Origin of the sequence: Variovorax sp. NFACC27 (genome assembly GCF_048301545.1) — a bacterium.
Classification (GTDB): Bacteria; Pseudomonadota; Gammaproteobacteria; order Burkholderiales; family Burkholderiaceae_C; genus Variovorax; species Variovorax gossypii.
On sequence record NZ_CP157613.1, the window covers coordinates 6,618,084 to 6,634,247 of the forward strand.

General features: G+C 67.1%; 15 protein-coding genes. 9 read left to right on the forward strand and 6 right to left on the reverse strand.

Going from position 1 to position 16,164, the window contains the following annotated elements; translation table 11 throughout:
* Positions 1 to 26: 26 nt before the first annotated feature.
* The 8 genes from ABL840_RS30865 to fliR all read left to right on the forward strand — a co-directional run bounded on the left by ABL840_RS30865 (position 27) and on the right by fliR (position 5,951).
* Positions 27 to 1,454, forward strand: coding sequence for a flagellar hook-length control protein FliK (locus tag ABL840_RS30865; RefSeq protein ID WP_093302087.1), 1,428 nt, complete (start codon positions 27 to 29; stop codon positions 1,452 to 1,454).
* Positions 1,455 to 1,613: 159 nt separating this feature from the next.
* Complete coding sequence (gene fliL / locus ABL840_RS30870) at positions 1,614 to 2,117, forward strand: flagellar basal body-associated protein FliL (RefSeq protein ID WP_093197869.1); 504 nt, start codon at positions 1,614 to 1,616, stop codon at positions 2,115 to 2,117.
* Between the two features lie 36 nt (positions 2,118 to 2,153).
* Positions 2,154 to 3,152 carry a flagellar motor switch protein FliM gene (fliM, locus tag ABL840_RS30875; RefSeq protein WP_093302089.1) on the forward strand — a complete coding sequence of 333 codons (999 nt, stop codon included), beginning with the start codon at positions 2,154 to 2,156 and terminating at the stop codon, positions 3,150 to 3,152.
* Positions 3,145 to 3,597 carry a flagellar motor switch protein FliN gene (gene fliN, locus ABL840_RS30880; protein WP_093197875.1) on the forward strand — a complete coding sequence of 151 codons (453 nt, stop codon included), beginning with the start codon at positions 3,145 to 3,147 and terminating at the stop codon, positions 3,595 to 3,597. The genes fliM and fliN overlap by 8 nt, the downstream gene beginning before the upstream one ends.
* A gap of 55 nt (positions 3,598 to 3,652) precedes the next feature.
* A complete protein-coding gene (gene fliO, locus ABL840_RS30885; RefSeq protein WP_093302092.1) occupies positions 3,653 to 4,078 on the forward strand; it encodes a flagellar biosynthetic protein FliO in 426 nt (141 codons plus the stop codon).
* Positions 4,075 to 4,833: a flagellar type III secretion system pore protein FliP gene (fliP, locus tag ABL840_RS30890; RefSeq protein WP_093197880.1), complete on the forward strand. Its 759-nt coding sequence runs from the start codon at positions 4,075 to 4,077 to the stop codon at positions 4,831 to 4,833. The genes fliO and fliP overlap by 4 nt, the downstream gene beginning before the upstream one ends.
* Before the next feature lie 49 nt (positions 4,834 to 4,882).
* Positions 4,883 to 5,152 carry a flagellar biosynthesis protein FliQ gene (gene fliQ, locus ABL840_RS30895; protein ID WP_093197882.1) on the forward strand — a complete coding sequence of 90 codons (270 nt, stop codon included), beginning with the start codon at positions 4,883 to 4,885 and terminating at the stop codon, positions 5,150 to 5,152.
* Between the two features lie 13 nt (positions 5,153 to 5,165).
* A complete protein-coding gene (gene fliR, locus ABL840_RS30900; RefSeq protein WP_176947484.1) occupies positions 5,166 to 5,951 on the forward strand; it encodes a flagellar biosynthetic protein FliR in 786 nt (261 codons plus the stop codon).
* Positions 5,952 to 5,974: 23 nt separating this feature from the next.
* Here fliR and ABL840_RS30905 read toward each other — a convergent pair whose 3' ends face one another.
* A complete protein-coding gene (locus ABL840_RS30905; RefSeq protein ID WP_093302094.1) occupies positions 5,975 to 6,886 on the reverse strand; it encodes a hypothetical protein in 912 nt (303 codons plus the stop codon).
* A gap of 357 nt (positions 6,887 to 7,243) precedes the next feature.
* On the opposite strand from ABL840_RS30905, the gene ABL840_RS30910 reads away from it, so the two are divergent.
* The gene (locus ABL840_RS30910) at positions 7,244 to 7,558 is read left to right on the forward strand and encodes a hypothetical protein (protein WP_418116071.1); all 315 of its coding nucleotides are present in this window, start codon (positions 7,244 to 7,246) and stop codon (positions 7,556 to 7,558) included.
* A gap of 124 nt (positions 7,559 to 7,682) precedes the next feature.
* On the opposite strand, the gene ABL840_RS30915 is transcribed toward ABL840_RS30910, so the two are convergent.
* The 5 genes from ABL840_RS30915 to ABL840_RS30935 all read right to left on the reverse strand — a co-directional run bounded on the left by ABL840_RS30915 (position 7,683) and on the right by ABL840_RS30935 (position 16,163).
* Positions 7,683 to 8,720: a diguanylate cyclase gene (locus ABL840_RS30915; RefSeq protein ID WP_176947470.1), complete on the reverse strand. Its 1,038-nt coding sequence runs from the start codon at positions 8,718 to 8,720 to the stop codon at positions 7,683 to 7,685.
* A gap of 75 nt (positions 8,721 to 8,795) precedes the next feature.
* Complete coding sequence (locus ABL840_RS30920; protein WP_093302099.1) at positions 8,796 to 10,784, reverse strand: EAL domain-containing protein; 1,989 nt, start codon at positions 10,782 to 10,784, stop codon at positions 8,796 to 8,798.
* A 319-nt stretch (positions 10,785 to 11,103) separates the two neighbouring features.
* Positions 11,104 to 12,315 (reverse strand): flagellar hook-associated protein FlgL, encoded by a 1,212-nt coding sequence (flgL, locus tag ABL840_RS30925; RefSeq protein ID WP_093197890.1) that lies wholly within the window; start codon positions 12,313 to 12,315, stop codon positions 11,104 to 11,106.
* A 43-nt stretch (positions 12,316 to 12,358) separates the two neighbouring features.
* A complete protein-coding gene (gene flgK / locus ABL840_RS30930) occupies positions 12,359 to 14,323 on the reverse strand; it encodes a flagellar hook-associated protein FlgK (protein WP_093302102.1) in 1,965 nt (654 codons plus the stop codon).
* 124 nt (positions 14,324 to 14,447) lie between these two features.
* The gene (locus ABL840_RS30935; protein ID WP_093197895.1) at positions 14,448 to 16,163 is read right to left on the reverse strand and encodes a methyl-accepting chemotaxis protein; all 1,716 of its coding nucleotides are present in this window, start codon (positions 16,161 to 16,163) and stop codon (positions 14,448 to 14,450) included.
* Position 16,164 lies beyond the last annotated feature (1 nt).

Below are 16,164 nucleotides of genomic sequence, written 5' to 3' on the forward strand. Positions count from 1 at the left end.
GACCGAATCTCCACGCAGGAACCGACATGACTTCCATGATCACGCCCCCCGTCATGACGAACGCCACCGCCCAGTCGGCGGCGCAGGCCGGCGCGCGCAACCGCGCCGCCGACGACGACCAGGGCCGCAGCTTCGGCGCGGCGCTGGAGCGCTCGCGCGCGAACACCGGCGAGGCCGCGCAAGGCGGCACCCAGGATGCCGCCGCCCTCGACCGCAAGCCGGTGCGCAAGCCCGGCGCGGACGAGGACACGAAGGACGAAGGCACGCTGCCCGCCGACCCCAACCTCGCCTTTCTCGCGCCCGCGAACACGGCGCTGCATGCGCTGACCCTCGCGGGACGCGCCGCCCGGAAACAGGGCGGCGACGGCGCGGCGGATGCCGCAGCGGTCGCGACCACGCCCGCCAAGACGGCAACGGACATTCCGCTGGACCCGGCCCTGCAGGCTCCCGCCGCGAAGACGCTCGCCGGCGACGCGGCCTCTACGGCCGCAGATGCCAAGGCCGTGCCCGAAGCCGCGGCGGCCGCGAAGGACTCCGCCGCTAAGCCCGCGACGCCGGCGCTGCCCGGCACCGAGGCAGCCGCCGCGCAGCCCGACGCCGCCCAGGCCACTTCGCTGCACGAACTCGCCCGCGCCGCCATCGCCGCGCAGACCATGAGCACCGGCTTCGCGAAACCCGCATCCGCGCCCGCCGGCGCCCCCGTGGGCACCGCCGCGACCGGCCGCGGCGCCGGCTCGCGCGCGCCCATGAGCGCCACCACCGCCGAACAGCTCGCGAGCGCCGCTCAGCCCACGACCACCGGCGACGCACAGGCCGACAAGGCTGCCCCTGCCGTGGTGACGGCCGCGGCAGCCGGCAGCACCGACAGCCAGCCTGACGTGTCGCCCACCGCGCTCCAGCAGCCGGCCCCGGTGACGACGGCTCCTTCGGAACATGCGAACGAGGCGACCGCCACTGCACGCGCTCCCGTGCACACCATCGCCCCCGAAGTCGGCAGCGATAAATGGGCGCCGGCCCTTGGCCAGCACCTGGCGCGCATGAGCGCCAGCGGCAGCCACACGGCGGAGCTCAACCTGAACCCCGCGGGCCTCGGCCCGCTCAAGGTCACGCTGTCGATGGGAGACAACCAGGCGCAGGCCATGTTCGTCTCGGCCCACGAGAGCGTGCGCAAGGCGGTCGAGGCCGCGTTGCCGCAGTTGCGCAACTCGCTGTCGGAGCAAGGCATCACGCTGGGCCAGACATCGGTCGGCGCGGAGACGCGCCAGCCCTTCGGCAACGGCGCCGCCTTCGCGCAGCAGCAGGGCCAGCAACAACAGCAGAACGCCGCGCGGCAGCAGGCCGCATCGTCCTACCCCGGTGCGAGCCGCCCGGTCGGCAGTGCATCGGCGGCAACGGCAGCCGTGCGCCCCGCCGCGCCCGACCACGCACGCTCCGGCGTCGACACCTTCGCCTGAGGCCCAGCTCACGCCACACCTTCGCCCCGCGCGCACCAAGGCTCCGGCCCGCCCGGCGCCTCGCAATGAACGGATATGAAACGCCTTTGTGCGCTTGTTCGGCCGTTCGTCCGCGCGGGACTTCGCAAAGAATAGACCGGACAAGAAAACCGCTTCACCATGGCTCCCCCAACAACTGTCGCAACCGCCTCCCTGCCGGCCCCCGGCCGCTCATCGAAGCTGCTGATCTGGATCGTGGTCGCCGTCGGCCTCGCCGCCGCAGCCGGTGCCGCCGCCTATTTCCTTCTTCCCCGCTTCACGGGCGGCGCAGCTTCCGCCGCCGAGGCCCCCAAGCCGGCGGCGCCCGAGAAGCCCATCTTCGTGATGCTGGACCCGCTCACCGTCAACCTGCAGGCCGAGGGCCGCAGCCGCTTCCTGCAGATCGGCATGGCGCTGCGCGTGCGCGACGAGCACGCCAAGGCGCAGATCGTCGAGTTCATGCCCGAGCTGCGCAGCCGCCTGCTCGTGCTGCTTTCGAACCGCCCGCCCGAGTCGCTGGTCACGCCCGAAGACAAGGCCAAGCTGGCCGGCGAGATCCGCACCGCGCTGAACGCGCCGCTCACGCCCGAGACGCCCGAGCTGGGCATCTCCAGCGTCTCGTTCAACATCTTCGTCGTGCAGTGAGCACCACGTCATCTTTCTCCGGACGACAAGCGATCCATGGCGTATGAACAGGTGCTCTCGCAGGACGAGGTCGATGCGCTTCTGCAGGGCGTCACCGGCGACGTCGACCAGGCGGCTCCCCCTCCCCCGCCGAAGGACGGCCTGCCCGCCTACGACCTCGGCGCCCCCGACCGCGTGGTGCGCAACCGCATGCACACGCTGGAGGTCATCAACGACCGCTTCGCGCGCGGCCTGCGCGGCGCGCTGCTGAACTTCATGCGGCGCAGCCCCGACATCTCGGTGGGGCCGGTGCAGATCCAGCAGTTCGGCGAGTTCGTGCGGCACCTGCCGGTGCCCGCGAACATCAACATGATCCACATGAAGCCGCTGCGCGGCACCGCCCTCTTCGTGTTCGACCCGAAGCTGGTGTTCCTCGTGGTGGACAACCTCTTCGGCAGCGACGGGCGCTACCACGTGCGCGTGGAAGGCCGCGACTTCACGCGTACCGAGCAGCGAATCATCAAGCGCCTGCTCGACCTGTCGCTGCAGTGCTACGGCGAGGCCTGGCAGCCGGTGTTCCCGCTCGACTTCGACTACGTGCGCGCCGAGATGCACGGCAAGCTCGCCAACATCGTCGCGCCCAACGAGGTGGTGATCAACACCACGCTGCAGATCGAGTTCGGCCCCGTGGGCGGCTTCCTGCACGTGTGCCTGCCCTACTCGATGATCGAGCCGATCCGCGACCTGCTCTCGAACCCGATCCAGGACGAGGTCGAGGTCGACAAGCGCTGGGTGACGCAGATGTCGCGCCAGATGCAGTCGGCCGACGTCGAGCTGGTGGCCGACTTCGTCTCCATGCCTTCGACCATCGGCGAGGTGATGAAGCTGCAGGTCGGCGACGTGATTCCCATCGAGCTGCCCGAGACCGTCGTCGCCAAGGTCGGCGGCGTGCCGGTGATGGAGTGCGGCTACGGCACCTCCAACGAGCGCTATGCGCTGCGCGTGCAACACATGATCTCCCATCAAGACAGCGACCTGAAGAACGAACATGACTGACAACACCTCTTCCGCAGGCAGCGACGCGGACGACTGGGCCGCGGCCCTGGCCGAACAGACCGCCGCGTCGGCAGCCCCGGCCCCGGCACCCGCGGTGGCACCGGCCACGGCGCAGGTCTTCCAGCAGATCCAGGACACGTCGGCTGCTGCCGCAGCAGCCGCGGCGGCGGCAACCACGCCGGTGGACATCGCGCGCGTGCTCGACGTGCCGGTGCAGCTCACCGCGGAGATCGGCCGCACGCGCATCACCATCAAGAACCTGCTTCAGCTGTCGCAGGGCTCGGTGGTGGAGCTCGACGGCCTGGCCGGCCAGCCGCTGGACGTGCTCATCAACGGCTACCTCATCGCCCAGGGCGAAGTGGTGGTGGTGAACGAGAAGTACGGCATTCGCCTGACCGACATCGTCACGCCCTCCGAGCGCATGCAGAAGCTCGCGCGCGCATGAGCCGCCGGGCCGCTCCCAAGGCGAATGCCGCAGCGCGCAGCGCGGAGACCATGCAATGAGTCTCCCGACTGTGCCAACGCCCGTCCACGAGGTGGCCCCGGCCGCCGTCGGCGCCTCGGGCCTGCTGCAGGCCGGCTTCGGCATGGCGGTGGTGGTCGGCCTGATCTTCCTGTGCGCGTGGGCCGCGCGGCGCTTCGGCCTGCAGCGCCTCGGCGGCGGGCAACTCGTGAAGGTGGTGTCGAGCGCCGCCATCGGCCAGCGCGAACGCGTGGTCGTGGTGGAAGTGGCCGACACCTGGCTGGTGCTGGGCGTCACGCCGAGCCAGGTCAACACGCTGCACACGCTGCCGGCGCAGGTACAGCCCCACGCCGCGCCGACGGCATTCGCCTCGACGACGACCACCGCCGCGCCCCGCGCGGTGGAGCTCTTCGCACGCAAGCTGCGCGAATCCATCTCCGGCAAGGCCAGTCCCGCTCCATGAAGCATCCCGCATTGCGCCGCGGCCTGCGCGCCGCGCTGCTGCTGCTCGCCGCCACGCTGCCCGCGGCGGCCTGGACGCAGGGCCTGCCCGGCATCACCAGCACGCCCGGCCCCGGCGGCAGCCAGACCTGGTCGCTGAGCGTGCAGACCATGGTGCTGCTGACCTCGCTCACCTTCCTGCCCGCGCTGCTGCTGTCGATGACCAGCTTCACGCGCATCCTCATCGTGCTGGGCCTGCTGCGCACCGCCATCGGCACGCAGACCTCGCCGCCCAACCAGATCCTGGTGGGGCTGTCGCTCTTCCTCACCTTCTTCGTGATGGCCCCGGTGCTCGACAAGGCCTACAACGACGCCTACAAGCCCTTCTCGGAGAACAAGATCAGCGCCGAGGCGGCGATGGAGCGCGGCATCGCGCCCTTCAAGACCTTTATGCTCAAGCAGACCCGCGAGAGCGACCTGGCGCTGTTCGCGCGGCTGGCCAGGGTGCCCGAGATGCAGGGCCCCGAGGACGTGCCGCTGCGCATACTGCTGCCCTCCTTCGTCATCAGCGAGCTGAAGACGGCGTTCCAGATCGGCTTCACCATCTTCATACCCTTTCTCATCATCGACCTGGTGGTGGCCAGCGTGCTGATGTCCATGGGCATGATGATGGTGCCGCCGGCTTCCATCGCGCTGCCCTTCAAGCTCATGCTGTTCGTGCTGGCCGACGGCTGGCAACTGCTCATCGGCGCGCTGGCGCAGAGCTTCTATCTCTAGGTTCCATCCCCAGGCACAGGCACAGGCACAGGCACAGGTACAGGCAGAGATGACCCCCGAATCCGTCATGACCATGGGCCACCGGGCCATGGAAATATCGCTGCTCATCGGCGCGCCGCTGCTGCTGGTGGCGCTCGTCATCGGCCTGATCGTGAGCATCTTCCAGGCGGCCACGCAGATCAACGAGGCCACGCTGTCCTTCATTCCCAAGCTGCTCGCGGTGTTCGCCACGCTCGTGATCGCGGGGCCGTGGATGCTCGACCGCATGCTCGACTACATGCGCGCGCTGTTCTCCGGCATTCCGCTGCTGCTGAACTGATGTGACACCGTCGATCATCTCGGTCACCTCGGCGCAGCTCGAGGGCTGGATGGTGGCCTTTCTCTGGCCCTTCGTGCGCATGCTCGCGCTGGTGAGCACCGCGCCCATCTTCGGCGAGGCATGGGTGCCGCGGCCCGTGAAGGTGCTCATCGCCGCCATGCTGGCCTTCGTGGTCTCGCCCACCGTCGGGCCGCTGCCGGCCGTGCCGGTGGTGTCGGCGGGCGGCGTGTGGATCATCGTGCAGCAGGTGCTGATCGGCGTGGCCATGGGCTTCACCGTGCGGCTCGTGTTCACCGCCGTGCTGGCCGCGGGGGAATACATCGGCCTGCAGATGGGCTTGTCTTTTGCATCGTTCTTCGACCCGATGAGCCACGGCAGCACCATGGTGGTGTCGCGCCTGCTGAACATGCTGGCGATGCTGATCTTCCTGGCGCTCGACGGGCACCTGCTGATGGTGAACGCGCTGGCCCAGAGCTTTCACACGCTGCCGATCGCCGATGCACCGCTGGCGGCCGGCGGGTGGATGTTCCTGGTGCTGGCCGGCGCCGAGATCTTCGCGAGCGGGCTGTTGCTGTCGCTGCCGCTCGTCACCGCGCTGCTCACGCTGAACCTGGCGATGGGCATCCTGAACCGCGCATCGCCGCAGTTCAGCATCTTCGCCGTGGGGTTCCCGCTGACGCTGCTGGCGGGCATCTTCATGCTGCAGCTGCTGATGCCGAACCTCGGGGCGTTCCTGGAGCCGAGGTTCGCGGAAGGCATCGCCAGCATGCTGCGCTTCACGCAGGGCCTGCGGCCCTGACTCCGGAAGGGCCCCGGCGCGAACTAGGGCTGCTCGGGCCAGTCGACCATGGAATGGATCTCTCGCCTGTTCCATTGCTCCAGGCGTTGCGCATAGCGCGGCGCGATCCGGTCGAAGTTCTCCCAGCCGTCCTGCGTCATCGCGTCGCCCGGCTTGCGCCAGTTGTTGCTGTCGCCGAACGTTTCCTGCGTGTCGAAGAGCGCCGATGCCTTTTCCGGTTCCATCAGGCGGTTCATGTAGGCGTGGCAGAACGCCGCATGCTCGGGGCGCACGTCGTTCTGCCACAGCAGTCCGCCCAGGCTGGAAGACAGGAAAGCCAGCGGCGACAGTTCCCGCTTACGCAGGGCGTCGAGCTGCCCGGCGGCGAGCCGGTCTTGCCGCAGGATGCCGTTCAGCGCACACCAGCTCGCGAAGAAGCCGTCTTCCACCGAATGCTCCGGCTTGCTGTCGGGGTAGATCGTGGCGTAGGTCTCCTCTTCGTCGACGCTCACCAGCATGTGCTTCGGCAGGCCCGCCGAGTTGATCGACACCTTCGCCCGCAGCCCTTCGGCCGGAGGCGGCAGCGTGAAGCGCACTTCTTCCACCGCGCCTTCGACGCGCCGCTTGAAGCGCGCGGTGAGCGCCGCGTCGTCCATCTGCCAGTCGAAGCCCGCCGGCAGCGAACCGCGATAGTCCGGATAGATGAAGGCAGCGGACACCCAGGTCACCCATTTGCGCCCGTCCTTGCGCGGCGGGAAGTGCGAGCGCGTGGCAAGGTTCATTTCGGCGATGACTTCGATGCCGAGCTTGCGGTTGCCGATGTCGCAACGATTGCCCGGCGTCGCGTTCTTGAAGGGCTTCTTGCCGAGGGCTTCCGCCAGCCGGACAGCGGCGGGGTCGTCGATGCGCTTGCCGAGTGCGTCGAGGAGCAGAGGGGTCAGGTCTTCGGTTGTCATCAGGTCCTGCAGGTTCGATGTTGGAGTCTCGCGCCGGCGGATCTCGCCATTCGCGCGGACCGGGGGATTGTTCCAGCGTCGCGGATACCTGCGTAGATATACTGGTCGCCGTCACGTCGAAAACAGGCGTGATCGGGATTGGCGTCCCGTGCAATCACTGCGACGTAAGCCGCAGTCACCCCGCAGGGTCTGCGGCTTTGTCGTTCGTGCCTCCAGTTTTGGCGGCTCGACGGGAGGGCTCGCGCCCTGCCGGTTTCACGCAAGTGGTTGCCCGGTACGCCAACCCGTCGAGCTGCCGCCCCCAATTGGCGTTGGGTGCGGCGGTTTCAGCAAACCGCAATCACTTGGAGGCCATTCATGGCTGCATCCGCCCGCACGTCCGCGCGCGTCTCTTCTTTTCCCGAATCGTCCCAAGCCGCCAGCCTTGAATCGCTTGCGCTGCAGGCAAGCGATGAGATCGACAACCTGCACGAGCTGCAACGTGCATATGCAGGCCTGGAAAAGCTCATCGTTTCACAGAGCGTGAACGATACGGAAGTGATCCATCCGACTCGCACCGAACTCGGAGCGCTGGTGCGAGTGGTCAATGAGGAACTGAAGCGGCGGATCGAGACGGCCGAATCCGCGCTTCAGTCGTTGCGTGCCGCCTTGAGCGAGAACGGTACGCGATGAAGGCCCGTTCCTTGCGGCTCACCTATTTTTTTTTTGGGACCGATGAGATTGAGCAGCGCCTCCCGCAGCACCGTCAGTTCCATCTCTGAAAGGTCAGGGCCTGCGGCCCTGACGAACCGCGAACTCAATCCACGGCACCGTGCTGGACGAACCTGTTCTTGCCCATGCGCTTTGCCTCATAGAGCGCGACATCGGCTTCTCGCATCAGCTCCGGCGGGATGCGATGGCGGGCCACGCCGGAGATGCCCACGCTGACCGTGATGGGCCGGCCCTCGATGCGTACGCCGTGCACCTGATCCAGGATCCGCGCCGCCATCGACCGCGCCTGCGTCGTGCCGCCGTCCGCCAGCATGATGCCGAACTCCTCGCCGCCGAGCCTGCCGAAGGCATTGCCGACCCCGATCTCCCTGAGCACGGCCGCGACCCGCTGCAGCGCCAGGTCGCCAGCCGCGTGCCCGAAGTCGTCGTTGATCTTCTTGAAGTCGTCCACGTCGATCATCAGGAAGCATCCTTCGCCAAGCCGTCCCTGCTCGTGAAGGTTCTGGACGTCGGCCAGGAACTTGCGCCGGTTGCTCATGCCCGTGAGCACATCCTTGTACGCGAGCTGTTCGAGCTCCTGCCGCAGTTTCAGGCTCTCGCGGTGCAGCGTCGCGAAGATGACGTTCATGATCAGCCCCATCGTGATGGTTCCGCAGGGCATCAGCAAGCTCCAGCCGGCATCCAGGCCATGGGGAGTGCCCAGCCACTCGCCGCCTCCCAAGATGAGCCATGCACCCGAACTCGCCAGCGCCGAGACACTCAACCGGGAGAAGAGCGGCGCGCCCATGATGGAGACGATCACGCTCATGGACACCGCCCACACTTCGCGATCGGGGCTCTGCGACATGAGAATGGAGAACCCCAGGCACAGCAGCCATACGGTGATGATCGAGAAGAACGAAAGGAACCTGGTCGCGCAGCTTCCGGCGATGGACAACGCGATGCAGCATGCGAGCAACACCAGGTGCCAGGTCACGTACTGGTAACCCGGGTCCGCGAGCCACCACGCAGCGCCCCAGAACATGAATCCGATCGCCTGGGTAGCCACGGAGATCGGCTTGATGAGCCGGAAGAAGTCTCGCAGCCGTGCCTGCTCGTCGATGGATGGAGAAAAAGCGATCATGATCCGAAACCTGCAACCTGGTGCTACGCGCATGGGCGCTCCGGTGGGGCATGGAGTGGTGACAGCCTTTTCTTCTCAGATCCGATCCGACCTCGGGCTCTTCAGTGCGCCGTCCACGCGGAACGCAGCTCTGCGACGAGCCATCCGGATCAGGTCGTCCATCGGCACCGCTCTCGAGAAAAGATACCCCTGGCCGAAGAGCACGCCCATCTCCAGCAGAAGCGTCGACTGGTCTTCGGTCTCCACGCCCTCGGCCACCAGCGTGGCGTTGTAGCGCGTGGCGCTCTCGAGCGCGAGCGACACGGCTTCGCGCATGCGCGGCTGGTCGATCCTGGAGATCATGCTGTGGTCGATCTTCACCTCGGTGAACGGGATGGTCGCCAGGGTCGTCAGCGCCGAGTAGCCGGTGCCGAAGTCGTCGAGCGAAAGGCCGACGCCGGCGCCTTGCAGCACGGCGATGTTGGTGCGCACCGTTTCCACGTCCGGCACGTGGCCGCTTTCGGTGATCTCGACGTACAGCAGCCGCGGCGGCACGTGCAGCAGTTCGAGGAACGACAGCACGCGGTCGCCGAAGAGAGGAAGCGTCAGCGTGGTGGCGGAGATGTTGACGGAAAGAGGTATGGGGCAGCCGGCGGCCAGGCACCTCTGGATGTCGCGCCCGACGACCTCCAGGGTGCACCACTCGAACTGCGACAGGAGCTGATGGCGGGTCGCGATCTCGATCACATAGGGGGGAGGCAGCAGGTTCCCGTTCACCGGATGCGCCCGCAGCAGGGCCTCCGCCCCGCAGACATGGCGCGTCAGGAGATGGAACTTGGGCTGGTACTGCATCGGCGGGCTCGCGGTGCGGATCCAGTCGATCAGCAGGCGCCGCACATCCTCGTCCTTGTCCGCCTGCTCGGCGAACGACTCGTGAAAGTAGCGCACCATCTGCTCGTTGCTCTGCAAGGCGAAGTTCAGGTCGCGCAGGATCGAGGCGGCGTTCGCCTGCGAATTCATCCGCACGTTGGAAACACCGATGCGCAGCTGCAGCGACACATAGGCCGCATGAGTGGCCCGCAGCGCGGCCACCGCTTCCGCCTGCACCTTCGACGCCAGCTGCTGCTGCTCCATCCATTCCAGTGAGGTGTCCTGCAGCACGACGGTCAGCGACAGGTCGTTGAGTTGAAAGCACAGGGGGTGGAATGCCTCGACCAGCTGGCTCGCCTGCCCCTGGGTCAGGGCAACGGAAAGCTGCGCCCAGAGGTGGTCCGTCCAGTCATGTCCGAGCGCACGGGCCATCTCGGCGAGGTTCGCGACCTGGAAGGTCATCAGCACGTGCTGCCTGCCGTCGGCGGCCAGCAGCCTTTCGAGGAGCTCCCCGAGCGCGCGCCGGTTGGGAAGCCCGGTCAGCAGGTTCGTGTGCGACGCCGCGAATGCGCGGGCGCGGGACTCCCGTTCCCTGGCATCGCTGCGCAGCAGGGCGAGCACGCAGGCGATGATCATCAGCGACAGCCCGCTGCTCAAGGCATGCAGCACCAGCACCCTGGCGTTGACCATGGGAGGAACAAGCTGGAATGCATAGATGAGGCTTATCGAGAGCATGGTGAACGCGACACGTACGAGCCAGGCGCTGCCGATGTCACGCCAGCCGAAGGACGTGATCGGCCTGCGGCCCAGGCGGTAGTGCATGAAGATGCCCCCGCCGACCATCAGCGTCATGTCCAGCAGGAACGCGGCTGCCTGGTGGGTTCCGCCGAACAGGAGCCTGGCGCCCACGATCAGCGTCCAGCCGATGGCCCCGCCGCGCAGGCCGCCCAGCATTCCGGACAGGAAGAGCAGGTCGGACCCGAGGTACGGCTTCGACGGCAGGTTCATCAGCTGGAACGCCATCCCCAGCAGGACGAACCCGGTCAACCCCACCGTCCAACCGTAGAAGGTTGCCCGGGAATGCAGCATTGCTTCGGACGACTTCGACACCATGAGCACCAGACTGAAGACACCCAGCAGCGCTGCGGCCTGCATCAGGAGGATGGGGTAGTTGGCCACCTCCACCTTCCACACGGAAAGAACGAATTCCCACACGCTCGTACTCCCAGGTTCTCGCGTCGCGCTGCCGGCACCTACGCGAACATCTACAGGCTTTCAGGCTGTCGTGGCGAATCTCGCCCGACTTCCTTTCATCCGGCATCCGGCGGCAGGGCATCGCGCAGCGGCCTGCAAGCGGCATCGACGATCTGGGAGTAGTAGTTGTCTCGTCGCCCCTGGAACCGCCGGCCCTGCGCGAATGCCGTGTCCGGAATCGGAAAGGAGATTCACGGTCCATCGGGAAGCCCTGGGCGATCAGAGGTGGATTCCGCCCGCCGCGGAAACCGGCGGCCCCTCGGGCCGCCGCGTCCTTCCTCTAGAGGTAGTTGAACAACGAAATGCTGTTGAGCCGAGCAAAGGTCATCTGCGTGGCCTGCAGCGAGGACTGGCGCTGATAGAACTCCGAGATCGCGGTGTACGGGTCGAGGTCTTCGATGGAAGACAGGTACGACTCTTCCTGCAGCTTGCGGTCCGCTCCGCCCGAATCCAGCGAATCGATCTCGGCCTGCCGCGATCCGACTGACGACAGCACCGTCAGCACGTTGTCGTGCGCGTTCGTCACCTTCACGTTGGCCGTGCTCAGCGCGTTCTGCAGCTTCGCCTGGGCGGCCGCGCCGCCGCCGGTCAGCGGCGTGCGCAGCGCGCTCACCAGTTCGCCGATGGCCGCGAACACGTCGGTGCCCGCGTTCTTCGCGGTCGACACGTCGAAGCTGTCGCCCGCCGCCGGCTTGCCCGTGATCTTGACCTGCACGCCGCCGAAGCTGATGGGCGTGTCGGGCGAGAAGGTGCCCGTGGCCGCGACCACCGGAGGGGTGTCCTTGGTCATCACCGTGTAGTCGGTGGCGGTGAAGGAGATGGTGAAGTCCTTGCCGTAGTTCGGCGCGGTGGCGTCGGTCACGCTGACGGAGCCGAACACGCCGGTGCCGGTGTTGGCGGGCGCGCCGGACGCCACGTAGCCCGCGCTGCCCTGCACCGACTGGAAGACGGTGCGGCCGTCGTCCGAGGTGGGCATCTGCCGCGCCACGTCGACCTGCATCAGCCGCTGGCCCTGGTCGCCCACGTACTGCAGGCTGCCGCCGGCCGCGGCCACGAAGGGCGGCGTGCCGCTCTTGAAGCCCGCGAACAGGTACTGGCCGTTGCTGTCGGTGGAGTTGGCGATGCCCACGAGCTGGTCGTAGCTGCTCTGGATGGCGGTGGCGATCGACGCGCGGTCGGCATCCGACAGCGCGGCGCCGCCGGCCTGCACGGTCAGGGTCTTGATGTTCTGCAGGATCGAGGTCACCGAGTCGAGGGCGTTCTCCTCGTTGGACAGCGACAGCGAGGCGCGCTGGCGGCTGGTGGCGTACTGCGAGATCTCCGAGAGCGTCTGGCTCACGCCGAGCGCGCGGGCCGCGCCCACCGGGTCGTCGCCGGCCGAGAGGAACTTGGAGTTGGTGGCCAGCTGCTGCTGGACCTTGAACAGCTTCTGCTGCTGCTGGCCCATGGCCAGCACGTTCTGATCGTAGAAGGATTGGGTGCTGATGCGCATCGCTTTGCCTTGACTTTGTGGATCTTCCGGACGAGCTCCGGGCTCAGCGGCCGATGCCGAGGATGGTGTCGAAGATGGTCGAGGCGGTCTGGATCACCTTCGCGTTGGCCTGGTACATCTGCTGGAACATCAGCAGGTTGGCGGTTTCCTCGTCCTGCACCACGCCCGAGATGGAGTCGCGGCTGGCCTTGATCTGGCTGGTGACGCTGTCCTGCGTGGTGGCGGCCACCTTGATGGCCATGGAGCGGTTGCCGACTTCGCTGACGATCTGCGAGTAGGCGCCGTTGAAGGTGGCCGTGCCGTTGGCCATGAGGGTCTTGCGCTGCAGCGCGCCCAGCAGCAGCGCGTTGCTGCCGTCCGACACGCCGGAGGTGTTCTTGCCGATGGTGAAGGTGTCGCCATTCGAGGGCGCGCCGGTCATGGTGACGCTGACGCCGTCGAAGCTCATCTTCGCGCCGGCGGTGTAGGGCACGGGCGCGCCGGCCGCATAGGTGGTGCTGGTGCCGTTGGCCAGCGTGACGGTCACGGCCGAGGTCGCGGGAAAGCCCGTCAGGCTGCCGGTGGCGGCGTCGTAGCTCAGCGTGAGGTTCGCGGCCAGCGGCGTGGCGGGGTAGCTCGCGTCCACGGTGGCCGCGCCCAGCGCGCCGGTTCCCTTGTTGCCCGCGGTGTTGCCGGTGACGATGGGCGATGCCGCCGCCACCTTGGAGGGGTCGAGCGTGACCACGTCGAGGTCGCGCGCGCCGGTGCGCGTGGGCTGGATCAGGAACGAATCGCCGGCCTGCGCGGTGCCGCTGGCGGCCACGAGGCTCACGCCGTCGAAGGTGATCGGGAAGGTGGTGAACGCGCCCATCGACTGCTTGTCCGACAGGCGGGTGACGTTGTAGGTGAGCGTGCCGGCCACGTTGGTGACTTCCACGCTGTAGTCGCTGGTCGTGAGCTGCGAGGCGTTGGAGATCGAGGCGCCGATCTCGAGGTTGCCCGTGTTCTTCGCGTTCGAGAGCGCCGCCGGCGTGGCCTGCGTGAAGAAGTCCTTGCCCAGCGCGCCGCTCAGGTCCACGCCCAGCTTGTGCTGGGCGTTCACCGCGTCGGCCACCGACATGGCGAGCCGGCCGATGGCGTTCTGCGTGGGGATGAGCGTGTCGCGACGGAAGGACAGCAGGCCGCCCAGCACGCCGCCGGTGATGACGCCGTCACCCAGCTCTGCGGTGCTGCCCGCGAAGCCCTGCAGCGCCACGACCTTGCGCGACGGATCGGCAGCGGAACTCACGGCCGCCATGGTGGACGCGTAGTCGCCCACCACCAGCGACTGGCCGGAAGCGATGAACACGTTGTACTTGCCGTTGTCCTGCTGCAGCACCTTCACGTCGACGATCTGGCTCAGGTCGCTCACGAGCTGGTCACGCTGGTCGAGCAGGTCGTTGGGCGGCTGGCCGCCGGCCATGGCGCTGATCTGGCTGATCTGCTGGTTGAGGCTGGCGATCTTGCCGGCGTAGGTGTTGATCTGGTCCACGCTGCCGACGATCTGGTCGTTGATCGAGGAGTTCAGGTCGGACAGGTACTGGTCGGTCGAGCGGAACTTGCCGGCCAGCGCCTGCGCCGAGCTGATCATCTGCTGGCGCGCGGCCGGGTCGGCAGGCGTGTTGGCCACGCCCTGGATGCTGGTGAAGAAGCTCTGCATCAGCGGGGCGATGCCCGAGGTCTTGTCGGCCAGCAGCGTGTCGATGCGGCTGACCTGCGTGCCGTTGGTGGCGAGCGCGGCCGAGGCCGACTGCGCCATGGACAGCTGCGCCGTCAGGTAGCGGTCATAGCTGCGCGAGACGGTCGTGACGTTGGCGCCCGAGCCGATGAAGCCCGAACCGCTCGAGATGGCGCCGCCGGTGGCGATCTCGGCCACCTGGCGGCTGTAGCCGGTGGTGTAGGCGTTGGCGGTGTTGTGGGCGGTGGTCATCAGCGCCGTGCGCGCGACGCCGAGGCCGCTCAGACCCGTGTAGAACAAACTTCCGGACATATGGCTTTACCTGTCGATGAGGTGTGTGAGTTGCAGTGGCATCGATCGCTCGATCATCTCGATCACATCGATCCGATGCGATGCCTTAATGTCTATATCGGCAGGTGCCGCCGAAAGTTGAGTGTCAGAACTCGGTCCAGTCGCCCTTTGCGTCTCCGGCCATGGCGAGTTGCGGCGCTGCCTTGGACTGCTGCCGCGTGGGCAGGGCCTTGGCGGGGCGCTTGGGCGCAGGCTTGGCGGGCTTCGGGATCGGGGTGATGCGCGTGAAGCCGGGGCGCGTGGTGGCAACGGCGTTGGCGTCGAGCTTGAAGACGCTGACCGCGCGCACGAGGCTGCTGGCCTGTTCCTGCAGCGACTGGGCTGCTGCCGAGGCTTCTTCCACGAGGGCAGCGTTCTGTTGCGTGACCTGATCCATCTGCGTGATGGCCTGATTGATCTGCTCGATGCCCGAGGTCTGCTCCTGGCTCGCTGCCGTGATCTCGCCCATGATGTCCGTCACGCGCTTCACGCTGCCCACGATCTCTTCCATCGTGCGGCCGGCTTCTTCGACCTGCTTGCTGCCTTCTTCGACCTTTTCGACTGAGTCGCCGATCAGCGTCTTGATTTCCTTGGCTGCTGCAGCGGAGCGTTGGGCAAGGCTGCGGACTTCCGAAGCCACCACCGCAAAGCCGCGACCTTGCTCACCTGCACGTGCAGCTTCAACTGCCGCGTTCAGTGCGAGGATGTTGGTCTGGAAAGCGATGCCGTCGATCACGCCGATGATGTCGACGATCTTCTTGGACGAAGCATTGATGGAGCCCATCGTGTCCACCACCTGGGACACGACGTTGCCGCCTTTCACGGCCACTTCGGAAGCCGAGACCGCGAGCTGGTTTGCCTGCCGTGCGTTGTCCGCGTTCTGCTTCACCGTCGAGGTCAGCTCTTCCATCGAGGCAGCCGTCTGCTCCAGCGAGCTCGCCTGCTCTTCCGTACGCGACGAAAGATCCTGATTCCCCGCCGCAATCTGCCCCGAGGCGGTGGCGATCGTGTCGGTGCCCATGCGCACCTCGCCCACCACCTTCGCCAGGCTGGCATTCATCTCACGCAGCGCATGCATCAGCTGCCCTGTCTCGTCGCGGCTCTGCACCACGATGTTCGCGCTCAGGTCACCGGCGGCCACCGTCTCGGCCACCTCCACCGCATGCCCCAGCGGGCGCACGATGCCCCGCGTCAGGCGCCACGCGAACAGGGTGCCCAGCACCAGCGCGATGGCCGACAGCACCAGCAGCGTGGTCTCGCCGTTGGAGTGCTCGGCCTCGATGTCCCGTGCAAGTTCGTCGATGCGGTCGCGCTGGTACGACGCGATCTTGGCGACGGCCTCCTCGTAGACGGCGAGCGCGGCCGCGAACTGGGTGTCGGCCAACTCCATGGCCTCTTCGTTCTTCCCTTCGGCCTTGAGCTTGTTGATCTTGCCGATGATGGACAGCACGAGTCCGCGCGGCTCGGCCACGCCGGCATACAGCTTCTTCTCTTCCGGTGAGCTCAGCAGTTCCTCGAGCTTCTTCTGCACCGGGTTGATCAGCGCCGACTTGTCGGCCCGGGCCTTCTCGAAGTAGGCGACGACCTTGGGGTCGGTGGCCTTGACCATCGCGAAGGAGTTGGAGATCGCCGGTCCGAGCAGCACGGACCACTGGTTCGCCAGCCGCTCCTTGACCAGGGCGTGCTGCATCACTTCTTCGGTGGCCTTGCCCACGCTCGCCAGGCGCAGCACGCCGGTGGCGGCGATGACCGCCATCAGGAGCAGCACCAGCGCGAAGCCGAGGCCCAGTCGGGTGCCGATTTTCAGGTTGCTCAAGTTCATT

Bases quoted from the DNA above. Each gene is read 5' to 3' on its own strand.
- ABL840_RS30865 (WP_093302087.1), top strand. From the start codon at position 27: ATGACTTCCATGATCACGCCCCCCGTCATGACGAACGCCACCGCCCAG.
- fliL (WP_093197869.1), top strand. From the start codon at position 1,614: ATGGCTCCCCCAACAACTGTCGCAACCGCCTCCCTGCCGGCCCCCGGC.
- fliM (WP_093302089.1), top strand. From the start codon at position 2,154: ATGGCGTATGAACAGGTGCTCTCGCAGGACGAGGTCGATGCGCTTCTG.
- fliN (WP_093197875.1), top strand. From the start codon at position 3,145: ATGACTGACAACACCTCTTCCGCAGGCAGCGACGCGGACGACTGGGCC.
- fliO (WP_093302092.1), top strand. From the start codon at position 3,653: ATGAGTCTCCCGACTGTGCCAACGCCCGTCCACGAGGTGGCCCCGGCC.
- fliP (WP_093197880.1), top strand. From the start codon at position 4,075: ATGAAGCATCCCGCATTGCGCCGCGGCCTGCGCGCCGCGCTGCTGCTG.
- fliQ (WP_093197882.1), top strand. From the start codon at position 4,883: ATGACCCCCGAATCCGTCATGACCATGGGCCACCGGGCCATGGAAATA.
- ABL840_RS30905 (WP_093302094.1), bottom strand. From the start codon at position 6,886: ATGACAACCGAAGACCTGACCCCTCTGCTCCTCGACGCACTCGGCAAG.
- ABL840_RS30910 (WP_418116071.1), top strand. From the start codon at position 7,244: ATGGCTGCATCCGCCCGCACGTCCGCGCGCGTCTCTTCTTTTCCCGAA.
- ABL840_RS30915 (WP_176947470.1), bottom strand. From the start codon at position 8,720: ATGATCGCTTTTTCTCCATCCATCGACGAGCAGGCACGGCTGCGAGAC.
- flgL (WP_093197890.1), bottom strand. From the start codon at position 12,315: ATGCGCATCAGCACCCAATCCTTCTACGATCAGAACGTGCTGGCCATG.
- flgK (WP_093302102.1), bottom strand. From the start codon at position 14,323: ATGTCCGGAAGTTTGTTCTACACGGGTCTGAGCGGCCTCGGCGTCGCG.
- ABL840_RS30935 (WP_093197895.1), bottom strand. From the start codon at position 16,163: ATGAACTTGAGCAACCTGAAAATCGGCACCCGACTGGGCCTCGGCTTC.